We start from the raw sequence: 19,252 nt of genomic DNA on the forward strand, positions 1-19,252 counted from the left end.
CGGAAGGGCAGCAGGCCGGGGAAACACCAGTCAGGGAAACACTGGCCGGGGGAGCATCCTCCCCCGGCCGCCTTTCTCAGAAGGCCATGCTCAGGCCGAAGCGGAAGCCCTCATAGCCGCGCTCGCCATCGATGTAGGTGGCGCTGAGGCGCACCGGCATGACGCGGCCCACCGTGGCCGTCACGCCGTATTCCTGCCAGTTGGAGACCGCCAGGTCGCTGCCCGTCATGCGGGTATCGACGAAGGAGGCGCCAATCGTGACGGGGCGGCCGGACACCTCGCCCACCGGCTTGGTCAGCGAGACGCCGTTGCGGAAGTACGGGTTGCTGAGGTCGTACTTGACGTCGTACTCGCCGACCTTCAGCGGCCGCGTCATGTAGTAGCCGAAGCCGTTGGCGACGCCGAGGGTCAGCTGGCCGGGCAGACCGATGCGCAGGTCGCTGGTGATCGAGCCGCCCCACACCATGCCGACGGCGCCGATCTCCTCGGAGCCGGCCGCGCCCCAGCGGGCGGCGGGCGTCACCGCCCAGCGCAGCTCCGGGGTCGTCACCACCGGCAGCCGCACGCCGAGCGAGCCGGAGCCGATGTAGGACACGGCGCCGCCCGTCTCGGTGATGCTGAGCGGCAGGTTGAAGAACACCTCCGGCCCGTCCTGGCGGAAGGCGTAGGAGGCGGTCAGCGGCAGCTGGTAGACATTGGTGTCGAAGTCGCGCGTGCTCTGGCTGTTGAAGTTGACGCCAGCGCCGAAATGCCAGCCGGCGGCGCGCGGCGTCATGTCGCCGAGGTCGCCGGGCAGGCGGGTGGCGACGGCGTAGTCGGCCATCACGGACTGGCCGAGCAGCGAGCCCGGATTGCCCGCCACCGGATCGGCGGTGGTGGTGGAGACCACGGCCTTGGCGATTCGCTGCAGCTCCTCGGTCGCGCCCGGGGCGTCGCCCTTGGCGAAGCTCTCCAGCTCGCGGCGCGAGGCGGCGAGGGTGCCGGCATCGAAGGTGCGCTCCACGCCCGCGCCGGGAACGACGAGTCGGAGGGCGCTGCTACCGGGGGTGGAGACCACCTGGGCCGGCACGCCGCGCAGGTTCACCATGGCGCTGACCGGCACGCCGGGGCGGTAGTTCGGCGCGATGGCCTGGATGCCACCTGGGTCGAGCACGCTCAGCAGGTCGTCCAGGGTGCTGTAGCTGCGGCTGTAGCTCTGGCCGCCGACATTCAGGTCGAGGTTGAAATTGTCCGCGGCATGGCCGGCGCGGGGCGCGAGCAGGGCGCACAGGGCGGTGGTTGCGAGCAGCAGGGCGGAGAGATGGCTGGAGCGCATGAAGAGGGGACTGCCAATGATTGCGAGGCCGACACCACTACCCCAGATTGCGCCTGTCATCTTCCCGCAATTTAAATGGGTAGCACGAAATCGTGAGCATAGTGTTCTGCATGCCACAGCTTGAACTGGGCCAATGATGCCATTGCGGCCGGCCCGTCAATTGCATACCAGTTCTTCACCGCTGTGTTGACGCTGGATGAACGAGGCTCCGTGGAACCCCTGAAACCTGTTTCCGCCTCCGTCCGGGTCCTGCTCGGCATCGGCTTCTTCGCGCTGTTCATCGGCCTCTGGACGCTGGTGACGCTGGGGGGCTATGTGCAGCCGCTCTTCCTGGCCTCGCCCGGGCGCGCGCTGGCCGCCGGCTGGTCCCTCTTCACCGAATACAACTTCCTCGGCGATATCGGCATGACGGTGTGGCGCGTGCTGGGCGGCTTCCTGGTGGCGGCCGCCTTCGCCGTGCCGCTCGGGCTGATGATGGGCGCCTACAAGCCGGTGGAGGCCTTCTTCGAGCCCTTCATCTCCTTCGCCCGCTACCTGCCCGCCTCCGCCTTCATCCCGCTGCTGATTCTCTGGGCCGGCGTGGGCGAGGCGCAGAAGCTCTCCGTCATCATCCTCGGCAGCGTGTTCCAGATCGTCATCATGGTCGCCGTCATCGCCGGCGCCACGCGGATCGACCTGGTGGAGGCGGCCTACACGCTGGGGGCGCGGCAGGGCGGCATCCTGCGGCGTGTCATCATCCCCGCCGCGGCGCCGCAGGTGATGGAGGCGCTGCGACTCGTGCTGGGCTGGGCCTGGACCTACGTCATCGTCGCCGAGCTGATCGGCGCGCAGAGCGGCATCGGCCACATGATCATGGACAGCCAGCGCCTGCTCGACACGGGGCAGATGATCTTCGGCATCGTCGTCATCGGCGTGATCGGGCTGGTGACGGACCTGCTGTTCAAGGCGCTCAACCGCCGCCTGTTCCGCTGGGCCTCGCTGTGAGCGGCGGCGCGCAGGCCATGCAGGGCCTTTCCATGGGTCTGTCCATCCGGGGCCTCACCCGCACCTTCCCCGGCCAGGGCCGCGCCGCGCCGACGCTGGCGCTGCAGCCCACCGACCTCGACGTGGCGCCGGGCGAGTTCGTCTCCATCCTCGGCCCCTCGGGCTGCGGCAAGTCCACCCTGCTGCGCATCGTGGCCGGGCTCGACCGGCCCACGGGCGGCCATGTGACGCTGAACGGGCGGCAGGTGACGCGCCCGGGGCCGGACCGCGGCATGGTGTTCCAGTCCTACACCCTATTCCCCTGGCTGACGGTGCGGCAGAACATCGCCTTCGGCCTGCGCGAGAGCCGCCTGCCGGAGGCGCAGATCCGCGAGACCACGGAGAAATTCATCGCCCGCACCGGGCTACGCGGATTCGAGGAGCACTGGCCGCGCCAGCTCTCGGGCGGCATGCAGCAGCGCACGGCCCTCGCCCGCGCCCTGGCCAACGACCCCGAGATCCTGCTGCTCGACGAGCCCTTCGGCGCGCTCGACCACCAGACGCGCGAGCTGATGCAGGAGCTGCTGCTGGAGGTGTGGGGCGCCGACACGCCGGAGACCCGCAAGACCGTGCTGTTCGTTACCCACGACATCGACGAGGCAGTGTTCCTGGCCAACCGGGTGCTGGTGATGTCGGCCCGTCCGGGCCGGGTGAAGGCGGAGGTGCCGGTGCCCCTGCCCTACCCGCGCGACTGGACGGTGAAGACCACGCCGGATTTCGCCGCGCTGAAGGCCCGGCTGATGGCCGAGATCCGCGAGGAGGTGCGCAAGGCGGCGCTGGCCTGACCCCAAGGGGGGCAGCCGCCGCTTCGCCGCGTCAGCCTTTCTTCTTCCGCCGCGCCGCCTCGCCGGTCACCGCGCCCTCGGCGGCCAGCGCCGCCAGCCGCGCCGGAAGATTCTCCAGAATGGCGTCGCGATAGCCGGGCATGCGCTTCCAGGCCTTGCGCTCGGGCTTGGTCATGCCGCAGCCGAGGCACCATCCGGTGTCCTCGTCGAATTCGCAGACCTTGATGCAGGGGCGTTCCATGCTCCCGCAGATGGGAATGCCCGGCGGCGGCGCATCCCGCCCGGGCCGAATGCCAGACCGGCCCCTGGGCCATGCCCGGCCAATGCAGGACGGCAGACGCGGGGTGCTGGACGCTGGCGCGCCGCCTTGCCATCTGTGCGGCCATGCAGATTTCAGACACCATCCCCCGCGTCGCGCTGGTGACCGGCGGCGCCCGGCGGCTGGGGCGGGCCATTGCCCTGGCCCTGGCGGAGGCCGGGTTCGACATCGCCCTGCATTACCGGGGCAGCGCCGATGCGGCCGAGGCGACGGCGGCGGAGATCCGCGCCCTCGGCCGCCGCGCCCTCCCCTTGCAGGCCGCGCTGGAGCGCGAGACGGAGGTGGCGGGGCTGCTGCCCGCCGCGCAGGCGGCGCTCGGCCCGGTGGGGGTGCTGGTGAACAACGCCGCCACCTTCGAGCGCGACGAATGGCACGACGCCACGCGCGAGAGCTGGGACCGGCATATCGAGCCCAACCTGCGCGCCCCCTTCGTGCTGGCCCAGGCCTTCGCCGCCGCCCTGCCGGAGCGGGCCGAGGGGCTGGTGCTGAACATGCTGGATCAGCGCGTCTGGTCCCTCACCCCGCATTTCGTCAGCTACAGCGTCTCCAAGGCCGGGCTGTGGGCGCTGACGCAGAGCCTCGCCTTGGCGCTGGCGCCGCGCATCCGGGTCAACGGCATCGGCCCTGGCCCCGCCATTCCGAGCCCGCGGCAGACGCCCGAGCATTTCGCCGCGCAATGCGCGGGCACCCCGCTCGGCCGCGGCACCAGCCCGGAGGAGGTGGCGCGTGCCGTGCTCGCCATCCTGTCCCTGCCGGCGATGACCGGGCAGATGATCGCCCTCGATGGCGGCCAGCACCTGCAATGGTCGCCCCAGAGGCCGCCCCAGAACGGCGAGAGGGCCGCGCCATGAGCATCGCCCCCGATGTCACCCCCGATGCCACCCCCGATGCCACCCCGGACGCGGCCCCGGGCCTACGGCGCGTCTTCATCCGCCGCCTCGGCGTCGCGGCGCGCCTTGGCGTCTATCCGGAGGAGGAGGCGGCGCCGCAGCGCGTGCTGATCGACATCGAGCTGCTGGTGACCGACGACGCCGCCCCCCATGGCGTGGGAGAGGACCGGCTGGAGCGGGTGGTGGATTACGAGGCGGTGGCCAACACCGCCCGCGGCCTGGCGCTGGCCGGCCACACCCGTCTGGCCGAGACGCTGGCCGAGCGTATCGCCTGCGCCGTGCTGGCGGGCGACGGCCGCATCCGGCTCGCCAGGGTCACGGTGGAGAAGCCGGACATCATCGCCGATGCGGAAGGCGTGGGCGTCACGGTGGAGCGGCGGCGCGGCTGAAGCCGTGCCCAGATGCTGGGCACTTCCTGCCTCGGTCCTCGTCCGAGAGGGCCGGACGGGGCGTGTCCGGCCCTCTCGCGGGCCTCGCGGGCCTCGCGGGCCGCGCGAACAGCGCGCCGCGGTATTCGCGGCTCTGCGGCATGACCGCCATGCACGGCCGGCATGGTTTTCACATTGCCGTTCCGTACCGAGCTCTGCCCGCTTCTCAGGCACTTCGTGAAAATGCGTGTTACGACAAAGTTTCGCTCCAGGGAGAGCGGCGTAATCCACAGGCTTTTCCACCGCTGCGGTGGACAAGTTTCCGTGTCGCCACGCCGGCAAAACAGAACACAAAGAGTATATATCACGCTTCCGTGATACTGGCCGTCTCTGCGGACGGGATTTCATCCACCGCCCAGCGCACCCCGCTGCTTGCGGCGCCGCGTCAATGGCATTCTCCCTCTTGACGGGCCGGAAGCTGCTGATTTTCATATAAATCATTTAAAAACAACAGTTTGAATTTTTGCCCAAACTCTAGGCATCGTCGTGTGAAGCGCAGATGACAGCCATTTCCCTGCATTCACCCCCTGTTCATCCACAGGGTTTTCCACAGCTTCTGTGGGCAAGTCCTCCGGCTCCTGCCCTTGAGCCGGCCCGCCCGACATGGTTGATCCGCCCCATGCAGAACACCGGCCCGGACGAGCCAGCCGCCGACGCGCCAGACCCCCACAGGCCCGACCCTGGCGAGCCTGCTCCCGCAGAAACGGCCACCGGGGGCGACGGCTCCGAGGCGCCCGTGCTGGAAGGCGTCGCGGTGATCGAGGCGGCGCTGGCCACCATGCCCTTCTCGCCCGGCGTCTACCGCATGCTCGATGCCAAGGGCGACGCGCTCTATGTCGGCAAGGCGCGCAGCCTGAAGAAGCGCGTGGTGGCCTACACCCAGCTTGCCCGCCTGCCGGAGCGGCTGCGCCGTATGGTGCACGGCACGCGGCGGATGGAGATCATCACCACCGGCAGCGAGGCCGAGGCCCTGCTGCTGGAGGCCAACCTCATCAAGCGGCTGCGGCCGCGCTTCAACATCGTCTTGCGGGACGACAAGTCCTACCCCTGGCTGGTGCTGACCGAGGACCACCCCTACCCGCAGATCGGCAAGCACCGGGGCGAGAAGCGCAAGGGCGCCAGCTACTGGGGCCCCTTCGCCAGCGCCTGGGCGGTGAACCAGACCATCACCGCGCTGGAGAAGGTGTTCCTGCTCCGCTCCTGCCGCGACACGGTGTTCGAGAGCCGCGACCGGCCCTGCCTGCTGCACCAGATCAAGCGCTGCTCGGCGCCCTGCGTCGGCCGCGTCAGCCCGGAGGAGTATGCCGGGCTGGTGCGCGACGCCAAACGCTTCCTCTCCGGCGAGACGCCCTCCATCCAGAAGCGGCTGGCGGCCGAGATGGAGCAGGCGGCCGAGGCGCTGGAGTTCGAGCGCGCCGCCGCCCTCCGCGACCGTATCCGCGGCCTCACCCATGTGCAGGGGCAGAACGCCATCAACCTGGAGGGGGTGGGCGACGCCGATGTGGTGGCGCTGCACCAGATCGCCGGGCAGAGCTGCGTGCAGGTGTTCTTCTTCCGGGGCGGGCGGAACAACGGCAACCGCTCCTTCTTCCCCTCCCACCTGAAGGACGACGCCGAGCCGGAGGAGGTGCTCTCCGCCTTCCTGACCCAGCTCTATGACGATTTGCCGCCGCCACCGCTGGTGCTGCTCTCCCATCCCCTGCCGGATGCCGGGCTGATCGCCGAGGCGCTGGCGCTGAAGGCGGGCCGCAAGGTGGAGCTGCACGCGCCGCAGCGCGGCGAGAAGCGGATGGCGGTGGACCACGCCAGCACCAATGCGCGCGAGGCGCTGGAGCGCCGCCTAGCCGAGGGCACGGCCCAGGCCGCGCTGCTGGAGGGCGTGGCCACGCTGTTCGACCTGCCGGAGACGCCGCGCCGCATCGAGATCTACGACAACAGCCACATCCAGGGCAGCCATGCCTATGGCGTGATGGTGGTGGCCGGGCCCGAAGGCTTCCTGAAGAACGCCTACCGCAAATACGCCATCCAGGGCGGCACCGGCCTGGCCGGCGCCGCGGCGCTGCGCCACGGCGCACCCCCGCCCCCGTCCCTGTCCCCGCTGCCGGCGCCGGCCGATCCGCCGGGCGCTCCCTCCCCGCCCGCCGCCGCGCCGGTCGAGGCGCCGGTCGAGGCGCCGCGGATTCCGCCCGAGATCGCCGCCGAGGTGCCGGGCGGCCTGGCCGATACCCGCCCCTCTCCCCGCCCCGCCAACCGGCGCCCCGGCGGCGGCAGCCGCGTGGCCAGCGGCGGCGGCGACGACTTCGCCATGATGCGCGAGGTGTTCGAGCGCCGCTTCGGCCGTGCCCTGAAGGAGGACCCGGAGCGCCAGGGCGAGGGTTGGCCCGACCTGGTGCTGATCGATGGCGGCGCCGGCCAGCTCTCGGCGGCGCGCGAGGTGATGGCGGAGCTGGGGCTGGAGGATCTGCCGATGGTCGCGGTGGCCAAGGGGCCGGACCGCGATGCGGGGCGGGAATGGTTCCACAGCGCCGGCCGCGCCCCCTTCCAGCTGCCGCCGCGCGACCCGGTGCTGTACTACCTGCAACGCCTGCGCGACGAGGCGCACCGCTTCGCCATCACCACCCACCGGGCCGGCCGCTCCAAGTCGATCACCCGCAGCGAGCTGGACGAAATTCCCGGCGTGGGCAGCGCGCTGAAGCGGCGGCTGCTCAACCATTTCGGCTCGGCGCGGGGGGTGCGGCAGGCTGGTCTCGAGGATCTCGGCAACTGCCCGGGCGTCGGTCCATCGATGGCGGCGCGCATCCATGAGCATTTCCACCCTGGCGCGGGCGGGGCGAATTTGGGAAAGCACACATCGGGCAAGCCGCCGGGGCGCCCCGCGGGATAAAGCTCGGGAAGAGAACACTGTGCCGACCGACCTGCCGAACCTGTTGACCCTCGCCCGCATCGTGGCGGTGCCGCTGCTGGTGCTGCTGGCGGCGCTGCAGACGCCATGGGGCGACGTGGCGGCCTGCGCGCTGTTCTCGGCCGCCGCCATCACCGACTATTTCGACGGCAAGATCGCCCGCGAGCGGCAGCTCACCTCCGCCTTCGGCCGCATGCTGGACCCGATCGCGGACAAGCTGCTGGTGGCGGCGGCGCTGATGCTGCTGGCCGGCCTCGGGCGGCTCTCGCTGCTCGGGCTGCTGCCGGCCATCGTCATCATGCTGCGGGAGATCCTGGTCTCGGGCCTGCGGGAGTATCTCGCCAGCCTCGCCGTCGGCCTGCCGGTGACGCGGCTGGCCAAGTGGAAGACCGGCGTGCAGATGACCGCCCTCGGCGTGCTGCTGGCGGGCGACAGCGGCGCCGGGGCCCTCGGCCTCGGCCTACTGCCGATCGGCGCGCTGGGCGAGCTGCTGCTGTGGCTGGCGGCCGCGCTGACGCTGCTGACGGGGTGGGACTATCTCCGCGCCGGGCTGCGCCATGCCGGGCAGCAGGACAGCGCCCGCGCCAACGCCGCCCCCAAGGAACTCTCCCGCCCTTGAGGCCCCCGCACTTGAGCGGGCGGCAGGGCGGGCGCATCTTTCCCGCAACGCAGTCTCAGGAGGGGCGGATGGCCCAGCTTTCACGTGGCAAGACTCCCGGCAGGCCCGGCCCCTGGGCGCGTCCGGCGGGGCTGGCGCTGCTGCTGGGCCTCGGCGCCTGCGCCTCCTCCTTCACCGGCGACCCGATCACCGTGCCGGCCGACAGCCTGACCACCCAGCGCATCCTCGGCATGCCGACCCAGGCGGAGCCGCTGATGCCGGTGCCCGGCAATGTCTGGCCCACCGAGGAGGACCAGGCCGAGCGCCCCACCCTGGGCACGCCCGACATCCTCAACCGCCCGGCCGACCCGCCGCCGCCGCCGAACCGGCCGATTCCGCGCGGCAGCAGCACGCCGCCCGAGCTGCTGACCCCCGGCACCGTGCTGCCGCGCGACAACCGCGCCGACTTCCAGGCCCCGCCCCCGCCGGCCGAGCCGGCCCCGCCGCCGCGCCGCGCCGGGCGCGTCATCCCCACCCCCTCCGGGCCGGCCGTCACCACCACGGAGGGGGCGGGCTACAGCACCTACAACTCGCCGGGCGGCGGCTCCGGCGTCGCCATCCCGCAGGGGGCCACCACCACGCTGCTGGGCCAGGACGGCTCGGTGCGCCAGGTGCCGACGCCGCGCTGATGGCCATGGAAATCCTCTACTTCGCCTGGGTCCGGCAGAAGGTCGGCCAGGGCGCCGAGACGCTGGAGCCGCCGGCCGAGGTGGCGGACGTGGCGGGGCTGATGCGCTGGCTGGCGGCGCGCAGCCCGGGCCATGCGGCGGCCTTCGCCCAGCCGGGGCAGATCCGCGCCGCGGTGAACCAGGAATTCTGCCCGCCCGACCACCCGGTGCGGCCGGGCGACGAGGTGGCCTTCTTCCCCCCCGTGACGGGCGGCTGAGGCCGTGGCCACGGTCCGCGTGCAGGAAGCACCCTTCGACATCGCGGCCGAGCAGGCGGCGCTGGCGGAGGGCCGTGTCGATGTCGGCGGCATCGCCGCCTTCACCGGCCTGTGCCGCGCCGATGACGGTATCGCGGCGCTGGTGCTGGAGCACTACCCCGGCATGACGGAGCGGGCGCTGGCCGGCATCGCCGCCGAGGCGGAATCGCGCTGGCCGCTCACCGGCTGCACCGTCATCCACCGCGTGGGGCGCATCCTGCCCGGCGAGCCGATCGTGCTGGTGCTGGCCGCCAGCGCCCACCGCACCGCCGCGCTGGAGGCCTGCGCCTTCCTCATCGACTGGCTGAAGACCGGCGCCCCCTTCTGGAAGCGCGAGGAATTCGCCGACGGGCGCGAGCGCTGGGTGGAGGCCCGCGCCAGCGACGACGCCGCCGCCGAGCGCTGGCGGCAGGCCGTCTAGCGCCATGCGCCGGGCCGGGCGCCTCGCCGCCATCCTCGCGGCGGTGCCGCTGCTGGTCTGGCCCGCCTTCCTCAACGGCTACCCGCTGCTGTTCAGCGACACCGGCGCCTTCCTGGCGCAGACGGTCGAGCCGCTGATGATCTGGGACAAGCCCTGGATCTACGGCCCGCTGCTGCACCTGTTCCATTGGGAACAGACGCTCTGGGCGCCGCTGCTGGCGCAGGGGCTGGCGCTCTCGCACCTGCTGTGGCTGACCCAGCGCGTGCTGCGCGCCACCGGGCAGGGCACGGGCGCCACGCCGGCCGCGCACCTGCTGCTCTGCGCCGCGCTCGCCACCCTCACCGCCCTGCCCTGGGTGGCGGCGCTGCTGATGCCGGACATCCTCACCCCCCTGGCGGTGCTGGCGCTGTTCCTGCTGGGCTTCGCCCCACCCGGCGCGCTGTCCCGTGGCGAGGCGCTCTACCTGCTGCTGCTCGGCGCGCTCGCCATCGCGGCGCACCTGTCCAACCTGCCGCTGGCCTTCGCGCTGCTGGTGCTGGCGGCGCTCTACGCCCGGGCGCTGCGGCCGGTTCTGCGGGTGGCGGCGCCGCTCGGGCTGGCGGTGCTGCTGCTGCTCGGCAGCAACGCCGTGGGGCATGGGCGGCTCTCCCTGTCGCCCTATGGCTCCACCTTCCTGCTGGCGCGGCTGATCGGCGACGGGCCGGCGGCGCGCACCATCGCCGAGCGCTGCCCGCAATCGGGCTGGTATCTCTGCGCCTGGGCCGGGCGCCTGCCGGCGGACAGCGACGTCTTCCTCTGGACCCTCGACAGCCCGGTGAACCGCGACGCCGAGGGCCGCCCCCGCTTCCTCGGCGGCGTGCTGCTGGCGGAGGAGGCGCGGATCATCGTGGCCGAGACGCTGCGGCGCGAGCCCCTGGCCGTGGCCTGGGCGGCGCTCGGCAATGGCGCGGCGCAGCTCTTCAAGGCCGGGGTGGGAGACACGCTGAGCCGCCACGCACTGGGCGATTCGGTCCGCCCGCGCCTCGTCCAGGCCTTCCCGCCCGCCGAGGTGGCGGCGCATGACGCTGCCGCCCAGGCGCAGGACCGGCTCGAGGGCCTCGCCGCGCCCTTCCTCTGGCCGCAGGGCGTGGTGCTGGTGCTGGGCGCGCTGGGGCTGCTGGCCTTCTGGCGCGCGCTGGCCCGGCGCGGCGGCCCCCTGCCCGAGGCGGAGCGGCGGCTGCGCCTGGCCTTCGTGCTGGTGCTGCTGGTCGCCGTCTCGGGCAATGCGCTGGCCACCGGCGCGCTCTCCAAGCCGCACCACCGCTACCAGGCGCGCATCGCCTGGCTGATGCCCTTCGGCGCCCTGCTGCTGGCCCTGCCCCGCCGCCCAGCCGCCCACCCCCTCCCACCCACCCCCCTCCCGCCCGGCGCCGATTGACGGCGCCATGGGCACCCGCCAAGGCTGGCGGCCCCCGCCCCTGCGCCGGATCATCCGCCCCATGCGCCATGCCTTGCTCGCCCTGCTCGTCCTCGCCCTGCCGGCCGCCGCGCGGGCGGAGACGGCCTATTCCCTTGGCAATGGCGCGGTTCGGCTGACGCCGACCCTGCAGTTCGACGCCGATGCGGGGAGCTATTTCGGCCAGAACCGGCCCGGCGGATTCCGCCCCGGCGCCAATCTGCGGCGCGGCTATCTGGGCTTCGAGGCCAGCGTTGGCGAAGATGTGACCTTCGCCTTCGCCTGGGATTTCGGCGGCGACCCGAACGACCACAGCGACCTCTACGAGGCCTGGGTGGGCTATTCGGGGCTCGGCATCGGCACGCTGCGGGTGGGTGCCTACGAGCCGCGCCACATGCTGGAGGAGGCCAGCAGCTCGCGCGACCTGCTGTTCATGGAATCCGCCGCCGCCACCAATCTCGCCTCCGGCCTGGCCTCCGGCGATACGCGCCTCGCCATCGGCCTGGAGGCGAATGGCGAGCGGTGGACCGCCTCCGGCTACGTCACCGGCGGCCTCGCCTCGCAGCCCAACAGCTGGGGGCAGCGCGGGCTCGTCGGGCGGGTGACGGCGCTGCTGCCGGCGCCCGAGGGGCTCGTGGCGCAGCTCGGCGTGAACGGCGCCTACCAGTTCCGCCCCGGCGACAAGACCGACCCGCAGAGCATCGCCCTGTCCGACTACCCGGAACTGCGGCTGAGCGGGCGGCAGCTGCTGGACACGGATGCGGTGCGTGCCAGCAATGCCTGGGCGGTGGGCCCGAGCTTCTCGGCCGGCCTCGGCCGCTTCTACGCCCAGGCGGAATACCAGCGCATCGGCGTCGAGACGGAGGAGAGCGGCGGCCGGCAGGTCCAGGCCTGGTACCTGGCCGGGGCCTACACCCTGCTCGGCCAGCCACGCCGGCACGATGCCGAGGACGGCACCTGGAAGCGCCCGACCCCGGAGGCGGACAGCGCCTGGGGCGCCTGGGAGCTGGCCGGCCGCTACAGCGCCGCCGAGCTGCGGAATGGCCCGGTGCTGCGCGGCGGCGCCCAGCGCATCTGGACGGCCGGCCTCAACTGGTACCCCACCGAGACCCTGGCGGTGATGCTGAACTACCAGAACGGCATCCTGCGGCTGGATGAGGAGAACCGCCGCTTCCAGGCCATCGGCCTGCGCCTGAGCTTCTCGCTGTAGGCGGCAGGGGGCGCCGCGCGCCCCCGCCGGGGTTCCGCCCTAGGCGCCGCCCCGCGCCGCCCGCAGCCGGACCACCGCCCGCTCCCGCCCGATCACCGGCAGGAAGAGCTTCAGCTCCGGCCCGTGCTCGGCACCCGTCAGCGCCCGGCGCAGCGGCAGGAACAGGGCCTTGCCCTTGCGCCCCGTGGCGGCGCCGAGGGCGCGGGTCCAGGCGCTCCAGCTTTCCTCGTTCCAGGGCTCGGGCGGCAGCGTCTCCAGCGCGGCGCCGAGGAACTCCGCCTCCTCCGGCTGCGGCGCCGGCGCGATCTCGCCGCGCGCCACCTCCCACCAGTCCCGCGCCTCGCCCAGCAGGTCGAGATTGCCTCGGATGGCGAGCCAGAAGGCCTCGTCGGCGCCTTCGGGCAGGCGGTCCCGCACCGTGGCGAAGTCCAGCCCGTGCAGGTGGCGGCGGTTCAGCGCCAGCAGTTGCGTCGGGTCGAAGCGCGCCGTGCTGCGCGACATGTTGGCGAGGGCGAAGCCCGGCGCCAGCGCCGCCGGCGGCGCCGCCACCGGGTCCTGCGAGGAGCCGAGCGCCGCGAGATAGCCGACCAGCGCCACCGGCTCGATGCCGTCCCGCCGCAATTGCCGCAGCCCCATGGAGTTCAGCCGCTTGGAGAGCGGCCCGCCATCGGCATCGGTCAGCAGCGGCAGGTGCGCGAAGCGGATGGCGCCCGGCCTGCCCTGCGGGCGGCCGCCCAGCGCCTCCAGGATGTCGATCTGCACGCCGGTGTTGGTGACGTGGTCCTCGCCGCGCACGATGTCGGTGACGCCCGTCTCCAGGTCGTCCACCACCGAGGTGAAGGTGTAGAGGAAGGAGCCGTCGGCGCGGATCAGCACGGGGTCGGAGATGGGCGGCAGCTTCACCTGGCGGCGGCCCAGCACGCCGTCCTGCCACTCCACCGTGCGGGTGGCCAGCCTGAAGCGCCAGTAGGGCTTCTTGCCGTTGTCCAGCGCGCGTTGCAGCTGCTCGGCCGTCATCTTCAGCGCGGCGCGGTCATAGACCGGCGGGCGGCCCTGCTTCTGGCGCTGGTCGCGCTTGAAGCGCAGCTCCTCCTCGCTCTCCAGGCAGGGGTAGAGGTGGCCACTCTTCTTCAGTTTCTCCGCCGCCAGCTCATAGCGGTCGAGCCGGTCGGACTGGCGGAAGCTCTCGTCCCAGTCGAGGCCCAGCCAGCGCAGGTCCTCCTCGATGCCGGCGGCATATTCCGGCTTGCTGCGCTCGGTGTCCGTGTCGTCGAAGCGCAGCACGAAGCGGCCGCTATGGCGGCGGGCCAGCAGCCAGTTGGCCACCGCCACACGGGCATTGCCGACATGCAGGTAGCCGGTGGGGCTGGGCGCGAAACGGAGCTTCATCCCTCTTCCCCCTCCCCGTCCGCATCCGCGTCATCCTCGAGCCGGCGGGGGTCGAGGATGCGCCAGTTGCGCTCCTCCGGGTCGCGGCTCGGCGTGGCGGCGAAGTCGCGGATCTCGGCGCCGCTGGTCCAGCCCTGCGCCTCGGCGCCCGTCACCTCGGCATCCTCGCCGAAGGCGAACCAGGCGGCCAGCACCTCGTCCGGCGTCAGGCCGGGGGCGCGGCAGCGCTCGATGCTGTCGCGCACATAGCGGCGGGCGAAGCCGTTGGCCTGCAGCAGGGTCGGGAAGTTGCGGACGATCTCCACCGGCTCGGCGCCGTTGCCGCCCGAAAGGTCGCGGATCACCACGCTGAAGCCGCCCTTGGGGGCGAAGATGGTGTCGTCGAAATCGCCGCTCATCGGTTGCCGCTCATGCAGATAGGGCTCGTCATTCCGTGGTCGCGTGGGTGAAGCCATGGCCGATGGGGTCGCGGCCGAAGCCGTGGCGGCTGAGGCGGGGCCCCTCCGGCGCACGGCGGCGGGAGCCGGCCGCCCCGGCCATGCGGCGCCAGAGTTCCGGCACCTCTCCGGGGTCGTATCCCCCGGCGGCCAGCGCGTCCACACCCTTGTGCTCTTCCAGCAGGCCGCGCAGCAGCCCCTCGGTGCCGGCATCGCCCGGCGGGGCGGGCAGCCCGTGGGCGACCGCCAGGGCCGCCAGCTCGGTGCGGAACAGGTCGCGCAGCGGGGCGAAGTGGCCGGCGCGGTGGCCCTCGCCCAGGGCGAGCGCCGTCTTGTCGGCGGCGTTCACCAGCAGGGCGCGGCGCGCCTCCGCCTCGGCCCAGAGCGCGGCCTCGCGGGCATGGCCCGCCTCGGCGCCCGCGGCCTCCGCTGGCCACACCAGCAGCGGCGCGGCCAGGGCGGCGCACAGCGCGGCCGCCTCGCCCTGCGCCGGATCGACCAGCACGCCGGAGAAGCCGCCCCGCGCCACCGCCTCGGCCAGGGCAAAGGCCAAAGCGCGCCACAGCCGCGCCGGCTCCGCCTCCAGCGGCGGCAGGGGCTGCGGGGCGCAGGCCCAGCCCTGCGGGCCGGCGCGCCAATCGGTGAGCCAGAGCCCGTTCGCCGCCTCCGGCCAGCGCGCGGCCAGGGCACAATCGGCGTTCAGGGCGAAGCCGCCGCCGGGCCAGATCGCCTCGCCCTGGGCGGCATGCAGGTTCAGCGCCAGCAGCGGCAGGCCGGTCTCCACCACGCGCGGCACGGCGCGGTCGATGGCGCGGTCCGCCGGCTCGCGGCGGAAGGGGGTGGCGGAGAGCGAGACCAGCAGCTCCGCCCCCGTCTCGGCCAGCGTCTCGGGCACGGCGGGGTCGTCGAGGTCGGCGCCGGCCATCAGGCCGAGGCGCAGGCCGCGGAAGGCCAGCGGGCCGGGCGACGGGCCCGGGGCGAAGACGCCATCCTGCGCCGCCGAAAGCCGGTGGCAGGCGCGGCGGGCGACGACGCGCCCCCCCTCCAGCAGCGCCAGCCCCTCATGCAGCACCGCGCCCTCCGCCCAGGGCAGGCCGACCACCAACCCCGGCCCGCCATCCGCCGTGGCGGCGGCGAGGCGCGCCAGCGCCACCTCGCAGGCGGCGCGAAAATCGGGGAAGCAGGCCAGGGCGGCGGCGGGCGCGCCGCTCAGCGAGGCCAGCGGCGCGAGCAGCAGCGCGGCGCCCTGGCGGGCAGCCCCGGCGCGGGCTTCCAGCAGGGCGGCGGCGTTCGCCGCGACCGCGCCCAGGCGCGGGTGCGGCACGGCCAGGGCGATGCGCATTGCCTCCGCCACGGCTCAGCGCCCTCCGACGAGCACGCCGAGCGCCATGCCCGCCGAGACCATGGCGACGCCGGCCAGCCCGGCCAGGCCCAGCGGCTCGCCCAGCAGCGGCCAGGCGGCCAGGGCGGCGAGCGCGGGGGTGAGCGCGGTGATGGTGGTGGTCAGCCCGCCGCCCAGCGCCACCACGGCGCGGGTGAACAGGAAGCCCGCCACCACCACGGCGATGAAGCCCTGGTAGAAGAACTGGAAGCCGATCGCCCCCGGCGACGCCGTGCCGAGGCTGGAGGGCAGCACCAGCCACCACACCGGCAGGTAGAGCAGCGGCGGGTAGAGCGCGAGCACCGTGGTGGCGGTGATGGCCGAGACGCCCCAGCGGCGGATCAGCACGGTGAAGCTCGCCCAGGAGAAGCAGCCGAGCAGGAAGATCAGGTCGCCCCGCCAGGCGCCGGGATAGGTGCCGAAGGTGTCCGAGGCCAGCAGCCCGATGCCCAGCGCCACCACAGCAAGCGAGAGGGCGCGGCCGCGCGAGAAGCGCTCGCCCAGGAACAGCGCCGCCAGCAGCGCCGTGGCGAAGGGCAGCAGCCCGGTCATGATGACGCCGCCATGCGCGGCGGGGGCGAAGCTGAAGCCCCAATAGGCGGCGAGCGGGAAGCCGAAGGCGGCGCCCGCCATCAGCCCGAGCGCGCGCCGCCAGGGCAGGCGCGGCCAGCCGAAGCGCGCCACCAGCGCCAGCCCCGCCAGCAGCGAGCCGGCGTAGCGCAGCGCGCCGACATCCCAGGGCGTGAAGGCCTGGCGGGCGGAGAGCCGGCCGGAGAGGGCGAAGCCGCTCCAGACCAGCACGACGGCGAAGGCGCAGAGCAGGCCGATCGCCCGCTCCCGGCTGGCGGGGCGGGGGGCGGCGGCGGGGCCCAGGGCGGAATCGGCGGACATGCGCGCGACCCTAGCCCCGCGCCGCGGCGCTGCCCATGGTGGCGGGCGGATGAAGCCCCGCCCGGGGCGCCCATGCTGCGGCGCGATGAAAATCCGCCGGTACCCCGCCAGACTCGGGCCAAGCCCCTTGCGACGGCATTTGAGCCCGCGATATGCAAGCCTTTGTGGTGTGGGCATCTGGCTTCACCCAAGACCTGGGTGGCCCTGTCCCCCGATAGGGAAGGAGGTGCCGCGATGTCCGGCTTGCAAACCGCCGACCGCGACCGTTCCGCCAATCCGCTCGACGTGCTGGAACAGATCGTCGCCGCCAATGAGTGGGTGTTCGAGCGCCGCTCCGATGGCGAGATGGCCGTCGAGGCACCGGGGAAGTGGTGCGACTATGGCCTGTTCTTCTCCTGGTCGCAGGAGATCAGCGCCATGCATTTCACCTGCGCCTTCGACCTGAAGGTTCCGTCCAACCGGCGCGGCCCGCTCTACGAGCTGCTGGCGCTCGCCAACGAGAAGCTCTGGATCGGCCATTTCGGCATCGACAGCGAGGATGGCGCGCCGGTCTACCGCCATGCCGTGCTGCTGCGCGGCGCGCCTGGCGCCAGCGCCGAGAGCCTGGAGGACATGGTGGACATCGCCATCACCGAGTGCGAGCGCTTCTTCCCCGCCTTCCAGTTCGTCCTCTGGGGCGGCAAGCCGCCGGCCGAGGCGCTGGCCGCCGCCATGCTGGACTGCGTGGGCGAGGCGTGACCGTGCCGGCTCCCACCCCCGCCGCCTCTCCCCTGCCGCCGATCCTGCTGGTCGGCTGCGGCAAGATGGGCGGCGCCATGCTCGAGGGCTGGCTGGAGCGGGGCGTGCGGCAGGCCGTGGTGGTCGAGCCGCAGCCCGCCTCCGTCGCCCCCTTCGCCGACCGCGTGACGGTCTGCGCCGGGGTCGAGTCCATCCCGGCCGGCTTCGCCCCCGCCGTGGTGGTGCTGGCCACCAAGCCGCAGCAGGCCGAGGCCGCGCTGCCCGCCTGCGCCGCCTTCGCGCGGGCCGGCGCGCTATTCGTCTCCATCATGGCCGGCAAGACGGTGGCGGGCATGACGGCGCTGCTGGGCGGCGAGGCCCGGGTGGTGCGCGCCATGCCCAACACCCCCGCCGCCGTGCGCCAGGGCTTCACCGCCGCCTTCGCCGGCCCCGGCGTGACGGAGGAGCAGCGCGCCCTGGCCGACACGCTGCTCGCCGCCATCGGCGAGGTGGCCTGGCTGGAGGAGGAGTCGCTGATCGACCCCGTCACCGCCGTCTCCGGCGGCGGGCCGGCCTATGTGTTCCTGCTGGCCGAGGTGCTGGAGAAGGCCGCCATCGAGCAGGGGCTGCCGCCCGAGCTGGCGCGGCGCATGGCGCGGCGCACCGTCTCGGGCTCCGGCGCGCTGCTGGCCGCCAGCCCGCTGGATGCCGCGCAGCTCCGCGTCAACGTCACCAGCCCCAAGGGCACCACCGAGCGCGCGCTGAACGTGCTGATGGCGCCCGAGGCCTGGCCGAAGCTGATGTCCGAGGCCATCGCCGCCGCCACCGCCCGCTCGCGCGAGCTGGCCGGCTGACCCCCCCCGGCTGAAACCCCCTGCCCCGCCGGCTGTTCCCCGGCGGGGCGCGGTGCCCCTGGCCAGCCTCTCCCCCTGGTGAAACCCGGCGCGGACCCCAGACTCCTCCCATGACCGAAGCAAGCTCCCCCCCCGACGAGACCCGCCTGAACGACGCCCTCTGGTCCCTGGTGGCCGAGCAGGGCTGGCATGGCTTCGCCATGGCCGAGCTGGCGGAGCGCGCCGGCACGACGCTCGAGGCGCTGCGCGAGATGGTGCCCACCAAGTTCGCCCTGCTCTGCCGCCATGCGCGCGCCGTGGACCGGGCGGTGCTGGCCGATTCCGCGCTGAGCACCGGCGGCGCCCCGCGCGACCGGCTGTTCGACACGCTGATGCGCCGGATCGACGCGCTGCAGCCCCACCGCGAGGGCCTGCTCCGCTTCGGCCGCGACATGCGGCGGGACCCGGCGCTGAGCCTGGCGTTGGCGCCGGTGCTGGCCGGATCGATGCAGTGGATGCTGGAGGCGGCGCGCATCGAGGCGGGCGGGCTGCAGGGCCTGCTGCGGGTCAAGGGCCTCTCGGCGGTGTGGATCGCCACACTGCGGGCCTGGGAACAGGATGACAGCCAGGATCTCGGCCCCACCATGGCCGCGCTGGACCGCGCGCTGGACAAGGCGGAGCGCGTGGCGCGGATGCTGCGCCTGGATGCCGCGGAGCCGCCGCCCGCCTCTCCCCCGCCTGCCCCTTCGGCGCCCGCCCCCGAGATCGTGACCTGACGATCCGGGTTGCGCTTCCGGCCCGTTCCGCGCCGCGCTAGAGTGCCACCGAAGCAACGATAAGGAACGTCCATGTCAGACAGGCCCACCCCCCCGCCAGAGATGGACATCATGCGGATGCTTTCCGACTTCCGACTGCCGGTGATGCCGGATGTCGAGGCGCTCGCCGCCGCCCAGCGCCGCAATTTCGAGGCGCTCTCGGCCGCCAACAAGGTGGCGCTGGAAGGCGCCCAGGCGGTCGCCCGCCGGCATATGGAGATCCTGCAGAGCTCCATGGCGGAGATGACACAGGCCATGCAGGGCCTGAGCGGCGAGGCGGACCCGCAGGCCAAGGCGGCGCGCCAGGCCGAGATGGTCAAGGCCACCTATGGCCGCGCCGTCTCCAACATGCAGGAGATCGCCGATCTCATCCAGAAATCCAACGCCGAGGCGCTGTCGCTGCTGAACCGCCGCTTCGCCGAGGCGATGGACGAGGTGAAGTCGCTGATGGCGAAATCCTCCGGCTGAGCCGGAGCAA

At 73.1% G+C, this 19,252-nt stretch carries 21 protein-coding genes; 15 read left to right on the forward strand and 6 right to left on the reverse strand.

The features are described from left to right. Positions 1 to 76: 76 nt before the first annotated feature. Positions 77 to 1,315, reverse strand: coding sequence for a hypothetical protein (locus ACFOY6_RS01715; RefSeq protein ID WP_181378188.1), 1,239 nt, complete (start codon positions 1,313 to 1,315; stop codon positions 77 to 79). Between the two features lie 210 nt (positions 1,316 to 1,525). Here ACFOY6_RS01715 and ACFOY6_RS01720 point away from each other — a divergent pair, with 210 nt between their 5' ends. Together ACFOY6_RS01720 and ACFOY6_RS01725 are read left to right on the forward strand one after the other, a co-directional pair. Further along, complete coding sequence (locus tag ACFOY6_RS01720; protein ID WP_379633740.1) at positions 1,526 to 2,299, forward strand: ABC transporter permease; 774 nt, start codon at positions 1,526 to 1,528, stop codon at positions 2,297 to 2,299. A gap of 32 nt (positions 2,300 to 2,331) precedes the next feature. Then, on the forward strand, positions 2,332 to 3,123 hold the full coding sequence (locus ACFOY6_RS01725; protein WP_379633738.1) for an ABC transporter ATP-binding protein: 792 nt from the start codon (positions 2,332 to 2,334) through the stop codon (positions 3,121 to 3,123). Positions 3,124 to 3,154: 31 nt separating this feature from the next. On the opposite strand, the gene ACFOY6_RS01730 is transcribed toward ACFOY6_RS01725, so the two are convergent. Beyond that, entirely contained in the window at positions 3,155 to 3,364 is a 210-nt protein-coding gene (locus ACFOY6_RS01730) for a DUF1289 domain-containing protein (protein WP_379633736.1), read from the reverse strand. Between the two features lie 143 nt (positions 3,365 to 3,507). Here ACFOY6_RS01730 and ACFOY6_RS01735 point away from each other — a divergent pair, with 143 nt between their 5' ends. The 9 genes from ACFOY6_RS01735 to ACFOY6_RS01775 all read left to right on the forward strand — a co-directional run bounded on the left by ACFOY6_RS01735 (position 3,508) and on the right by ACFOY6_RS01775 (position 12,311). Beyond that, a complete protein-coding gene (locus tag ACFOY6_RS01735) occupies positions 3,508 to 4,293 on the forward strand; it encodes an SDR family oxidoreductase (RefSeq protein WP_379633734.1) in 786 nt (261 codons plus the stop codon). Then, positions 4,290 to 4,721, forward strand: a complete 432-nt coding sequence (locus tag ACFOY6_RS01740) for a dihydroneopterin aldolase (RefSeq protein ID WP_379633732.1) — start codon at positions 4,290 to 4,292, stop codon at positions 4,719 to 4,721. The genes ACFOY6_RS01735 and ACFOY6_RS01740 overlap by 4 nt, the downstream gene beginning before the upstream one ends. Before the next feature lie 658 nt (positions 4,722 to 5,379). Continuing rightward, the gene (gene uvrC / locus ACFOY6_RS01745) at positions 5,380 to 7,644 is read left to right on the forward strand and encodes an excinuclease ABC subunit UvrC (RefSeq protein ID WP_408904552.1); all 2,265 of its coding nucleotides are present in this window, start codon (positions 5,380 to 5,382) and stop codon (positions 7,642 to 7,644) included. Between the two features lie 19 nt (positions 7,645 to 7,663). Continuing rightward, on the forward strand, positions 7,664 to 8,281 hold the full coding sequence (gene pgsA, locus ACFOY6_RS01750) for a CDP-diacylglycerol--glycerol-3-phosphate 3-phosphatidyltransferase (protein WP_379648570.1): 618 nt from the start codon (positions 7,664 to 7,666) through the stop codon (positions 8,279 to 8,281). A gap of 68 nt (positions 8,282 to 8,349) precedes the next feature. Further along, positions 8,350 to 8,949: a hypothetical protein gene (locus ACFOY6_RS01755; RefSeq protein ID WP_379648572.1), complete on the forward strand. Its 600-nt coding sequence runs from the start codon at positions 8,350 to 8,352 to the stop codon at positions 8,947 to 8,949. Next, positions 8,949 to 9,206 (forward strand): molybdopterin converting factor subunit 1, encoded by a 258-nt coding sequence (moaD, locus tag ACFOY6_RS01760; protein ID WP_456316923.1) that lies wholly within the window; start codon positions 8,949 to 8,951, stop codon positions 9,204 to 9,206. The genes ACFOY6_RS01755 and moaD overlap by 1 nt, the downstream gene beginning before the upstream one ends. A 4-nt stretch (positions 9,207 to 9,210) precedes the next feature. After that, positions 9,211 to 9,666: a molybdenum cofactor biosynthesis protein MoaE gene (locus tag ACFOY6_RS01765; RefSeq protein ID WP_379633724.1), complete on the forward strand. Its 456-nt coding sequence runs from the start codon at positions 9,211 to 9,213 to the stop codon at positions 9,664 to 9,666. A gap of 4 nt (positions 9,667 to 9,670) precedes the next feature. Next, the gene (locus tag ACFOY6_RS01770) at positions 9,671 to 11,083 is read left to right on the forward strand and encodes a hypothetical protein (protein WP_379648574.1); all 1,413 of its coding nucleotides are present in this window, start codon (positions 9,671 to 9,673) and stop codon (positions 11,081 to 11,083) included. Positions 11,084 to 11,144: 61 nt separating this feature from the next. Continuing rightward, positions 11,145 to 12,311, forward strand: a complete 1,167-nt coding sequence (locus ACFOY6_RS01775; RefSeq protein ID WP_379648576.1) for an OprO/OprP family phosphate-selective porin — start codon at positions 11,145 to 11,147, stop codon at positions 12,309 to 12,311. Between the two features lie 39 nt (positions 12,312 to 12,350). Here ACFOY6_RS01775 and gltX read toward each other — a convergent pair whose 3' ends face one another. The 4 genes from gltX to ACFOY6_RS01795 are packed head-to-tail and all read right to left on the reverse strand — an operon-like array spanning position 12,351 to position 16,409. Then, positions 12,351 to 13,700: a glutamate--tRNA ligase gene (gltX, locus tag ACFOY6_RS01780; RefSeq protein WP_379648578.1), complete on the reverse strand. Its 1,350-nt coding sequence runs from the start codon at positions 13,698 to 13,700 to the stop codon at positions 12,351 to 12,353. After that, entirely contained in the window at positions 13,697 to 14,098 is a 402-nt protein-coding gene (locus tag ACFOY6_RS01785; RefSeq protein WP_379648580.1) for a hypothetical protein, read from the reverse strand. The genes gltX and ACFOY6_RS01785 overlap by 4 nt, the downstream gene beginning before the upstream one ends. 28 nt (positions 14,099 to 14,126) lie before the next feature. Then, entirely contained in the window at positions 14,127 to 15,491 is a 1,365-nt protein-coding gene (locus tag ACFOY6_RS01790) for an NAD(+) synthetase (protein ID WP_379648582.1), read from the reverse strand. A 3-nt stretch (positions 15,492 to 15,494) separates the two neighbouring features. Next, positions 15,495 to 16,409, reverse strand: a complete 915-nt coding sequence (locus tag ACFOY6_RS01795; RefSeq protein WP_379648584.1) for a DMT family transporter — start codon at positions 16,407 to 16,409, stop codon at positions 15,495 to 15,497. Positions 16,410 to 16,643: 234 nt separating this feature from the next. Between ACFOY6_RS01795 and ACFOY6_RS01800 the strand changes: the two genes are divergently transcribed. The 4 genes from ACFOY6_RS01800 (at position 16,644) to ACFOY6_RS01815 (ending at position 19,242) form a co-directional block, all read left to right on the forward strand. After that, positions 16,644 to 17,147 carry a type III secretion system chaperone family protein gene (locus ACFOY6_RS01800; RefSeq protein WP_109517820.1) on the forward strand — a complete coding sequence of 168 codons (504 nt, stop codon included), beginning with the start codon at positions 16,644 to 16,646 and terminating at the stop codon, positions 17,145 to 17,147. Positions 17,148 to 17,149: 2 nt separating this feature from the next. Continuing rightward, positions 17,150 to 17,980 (forward strand): pyrroline-5-carboxylate reductase, encoded by an 831-nt coding sequence (gene proC / locus ACFOY6_RS01805; RefSeq protein ID WP_379648587.1) that lies wholly within the window; start codon positions 17,150 to 17,152, stop codon positions 17,978 to 17,980. Positions 17,981 to 18,090: 110 nt separating this feature from the next. Next, on the forward strand, positions 18,091 to 18,735 hold the full coding sequence (locus ACFOY6_RS01810) for a TetR family transcriptional regulator (protein WP_379648589.1): 645 nt from the start codon (positions 18,091 to 18,093) through the stop codon (positions 18,733 to 18,735). Positions 18,736 to 18,807: 72 nt separating this feature from the next. Beyond that, the gene (locus ACFOY6_RS01815) at positions 18,808 to 19,242 is read left to right on the forward strand and encodes a phasin family protein (RefSeq protein WP_109517818.1); all 435 of its coding nucleotides are present in this window, start codon (positions 18,808 to 18,810) and stop codon (positions 19,240 to 19,242) included. The last annotated feature ends 10 nt before the right edge of the window (positions 19,243 to 19,252 follow it).

It is taken from the genome of Teichococcus aestuarii (assembly GCF_042651065.1).
Taxonomy (GTDB): domain Bacteria; phylum Pseudomonadota; class Alphaproteobacteria; order Acetobacterales; family Acetobacteraceae; genus Pseudoroseomonas; species Pseudoroseomonas aestuarii.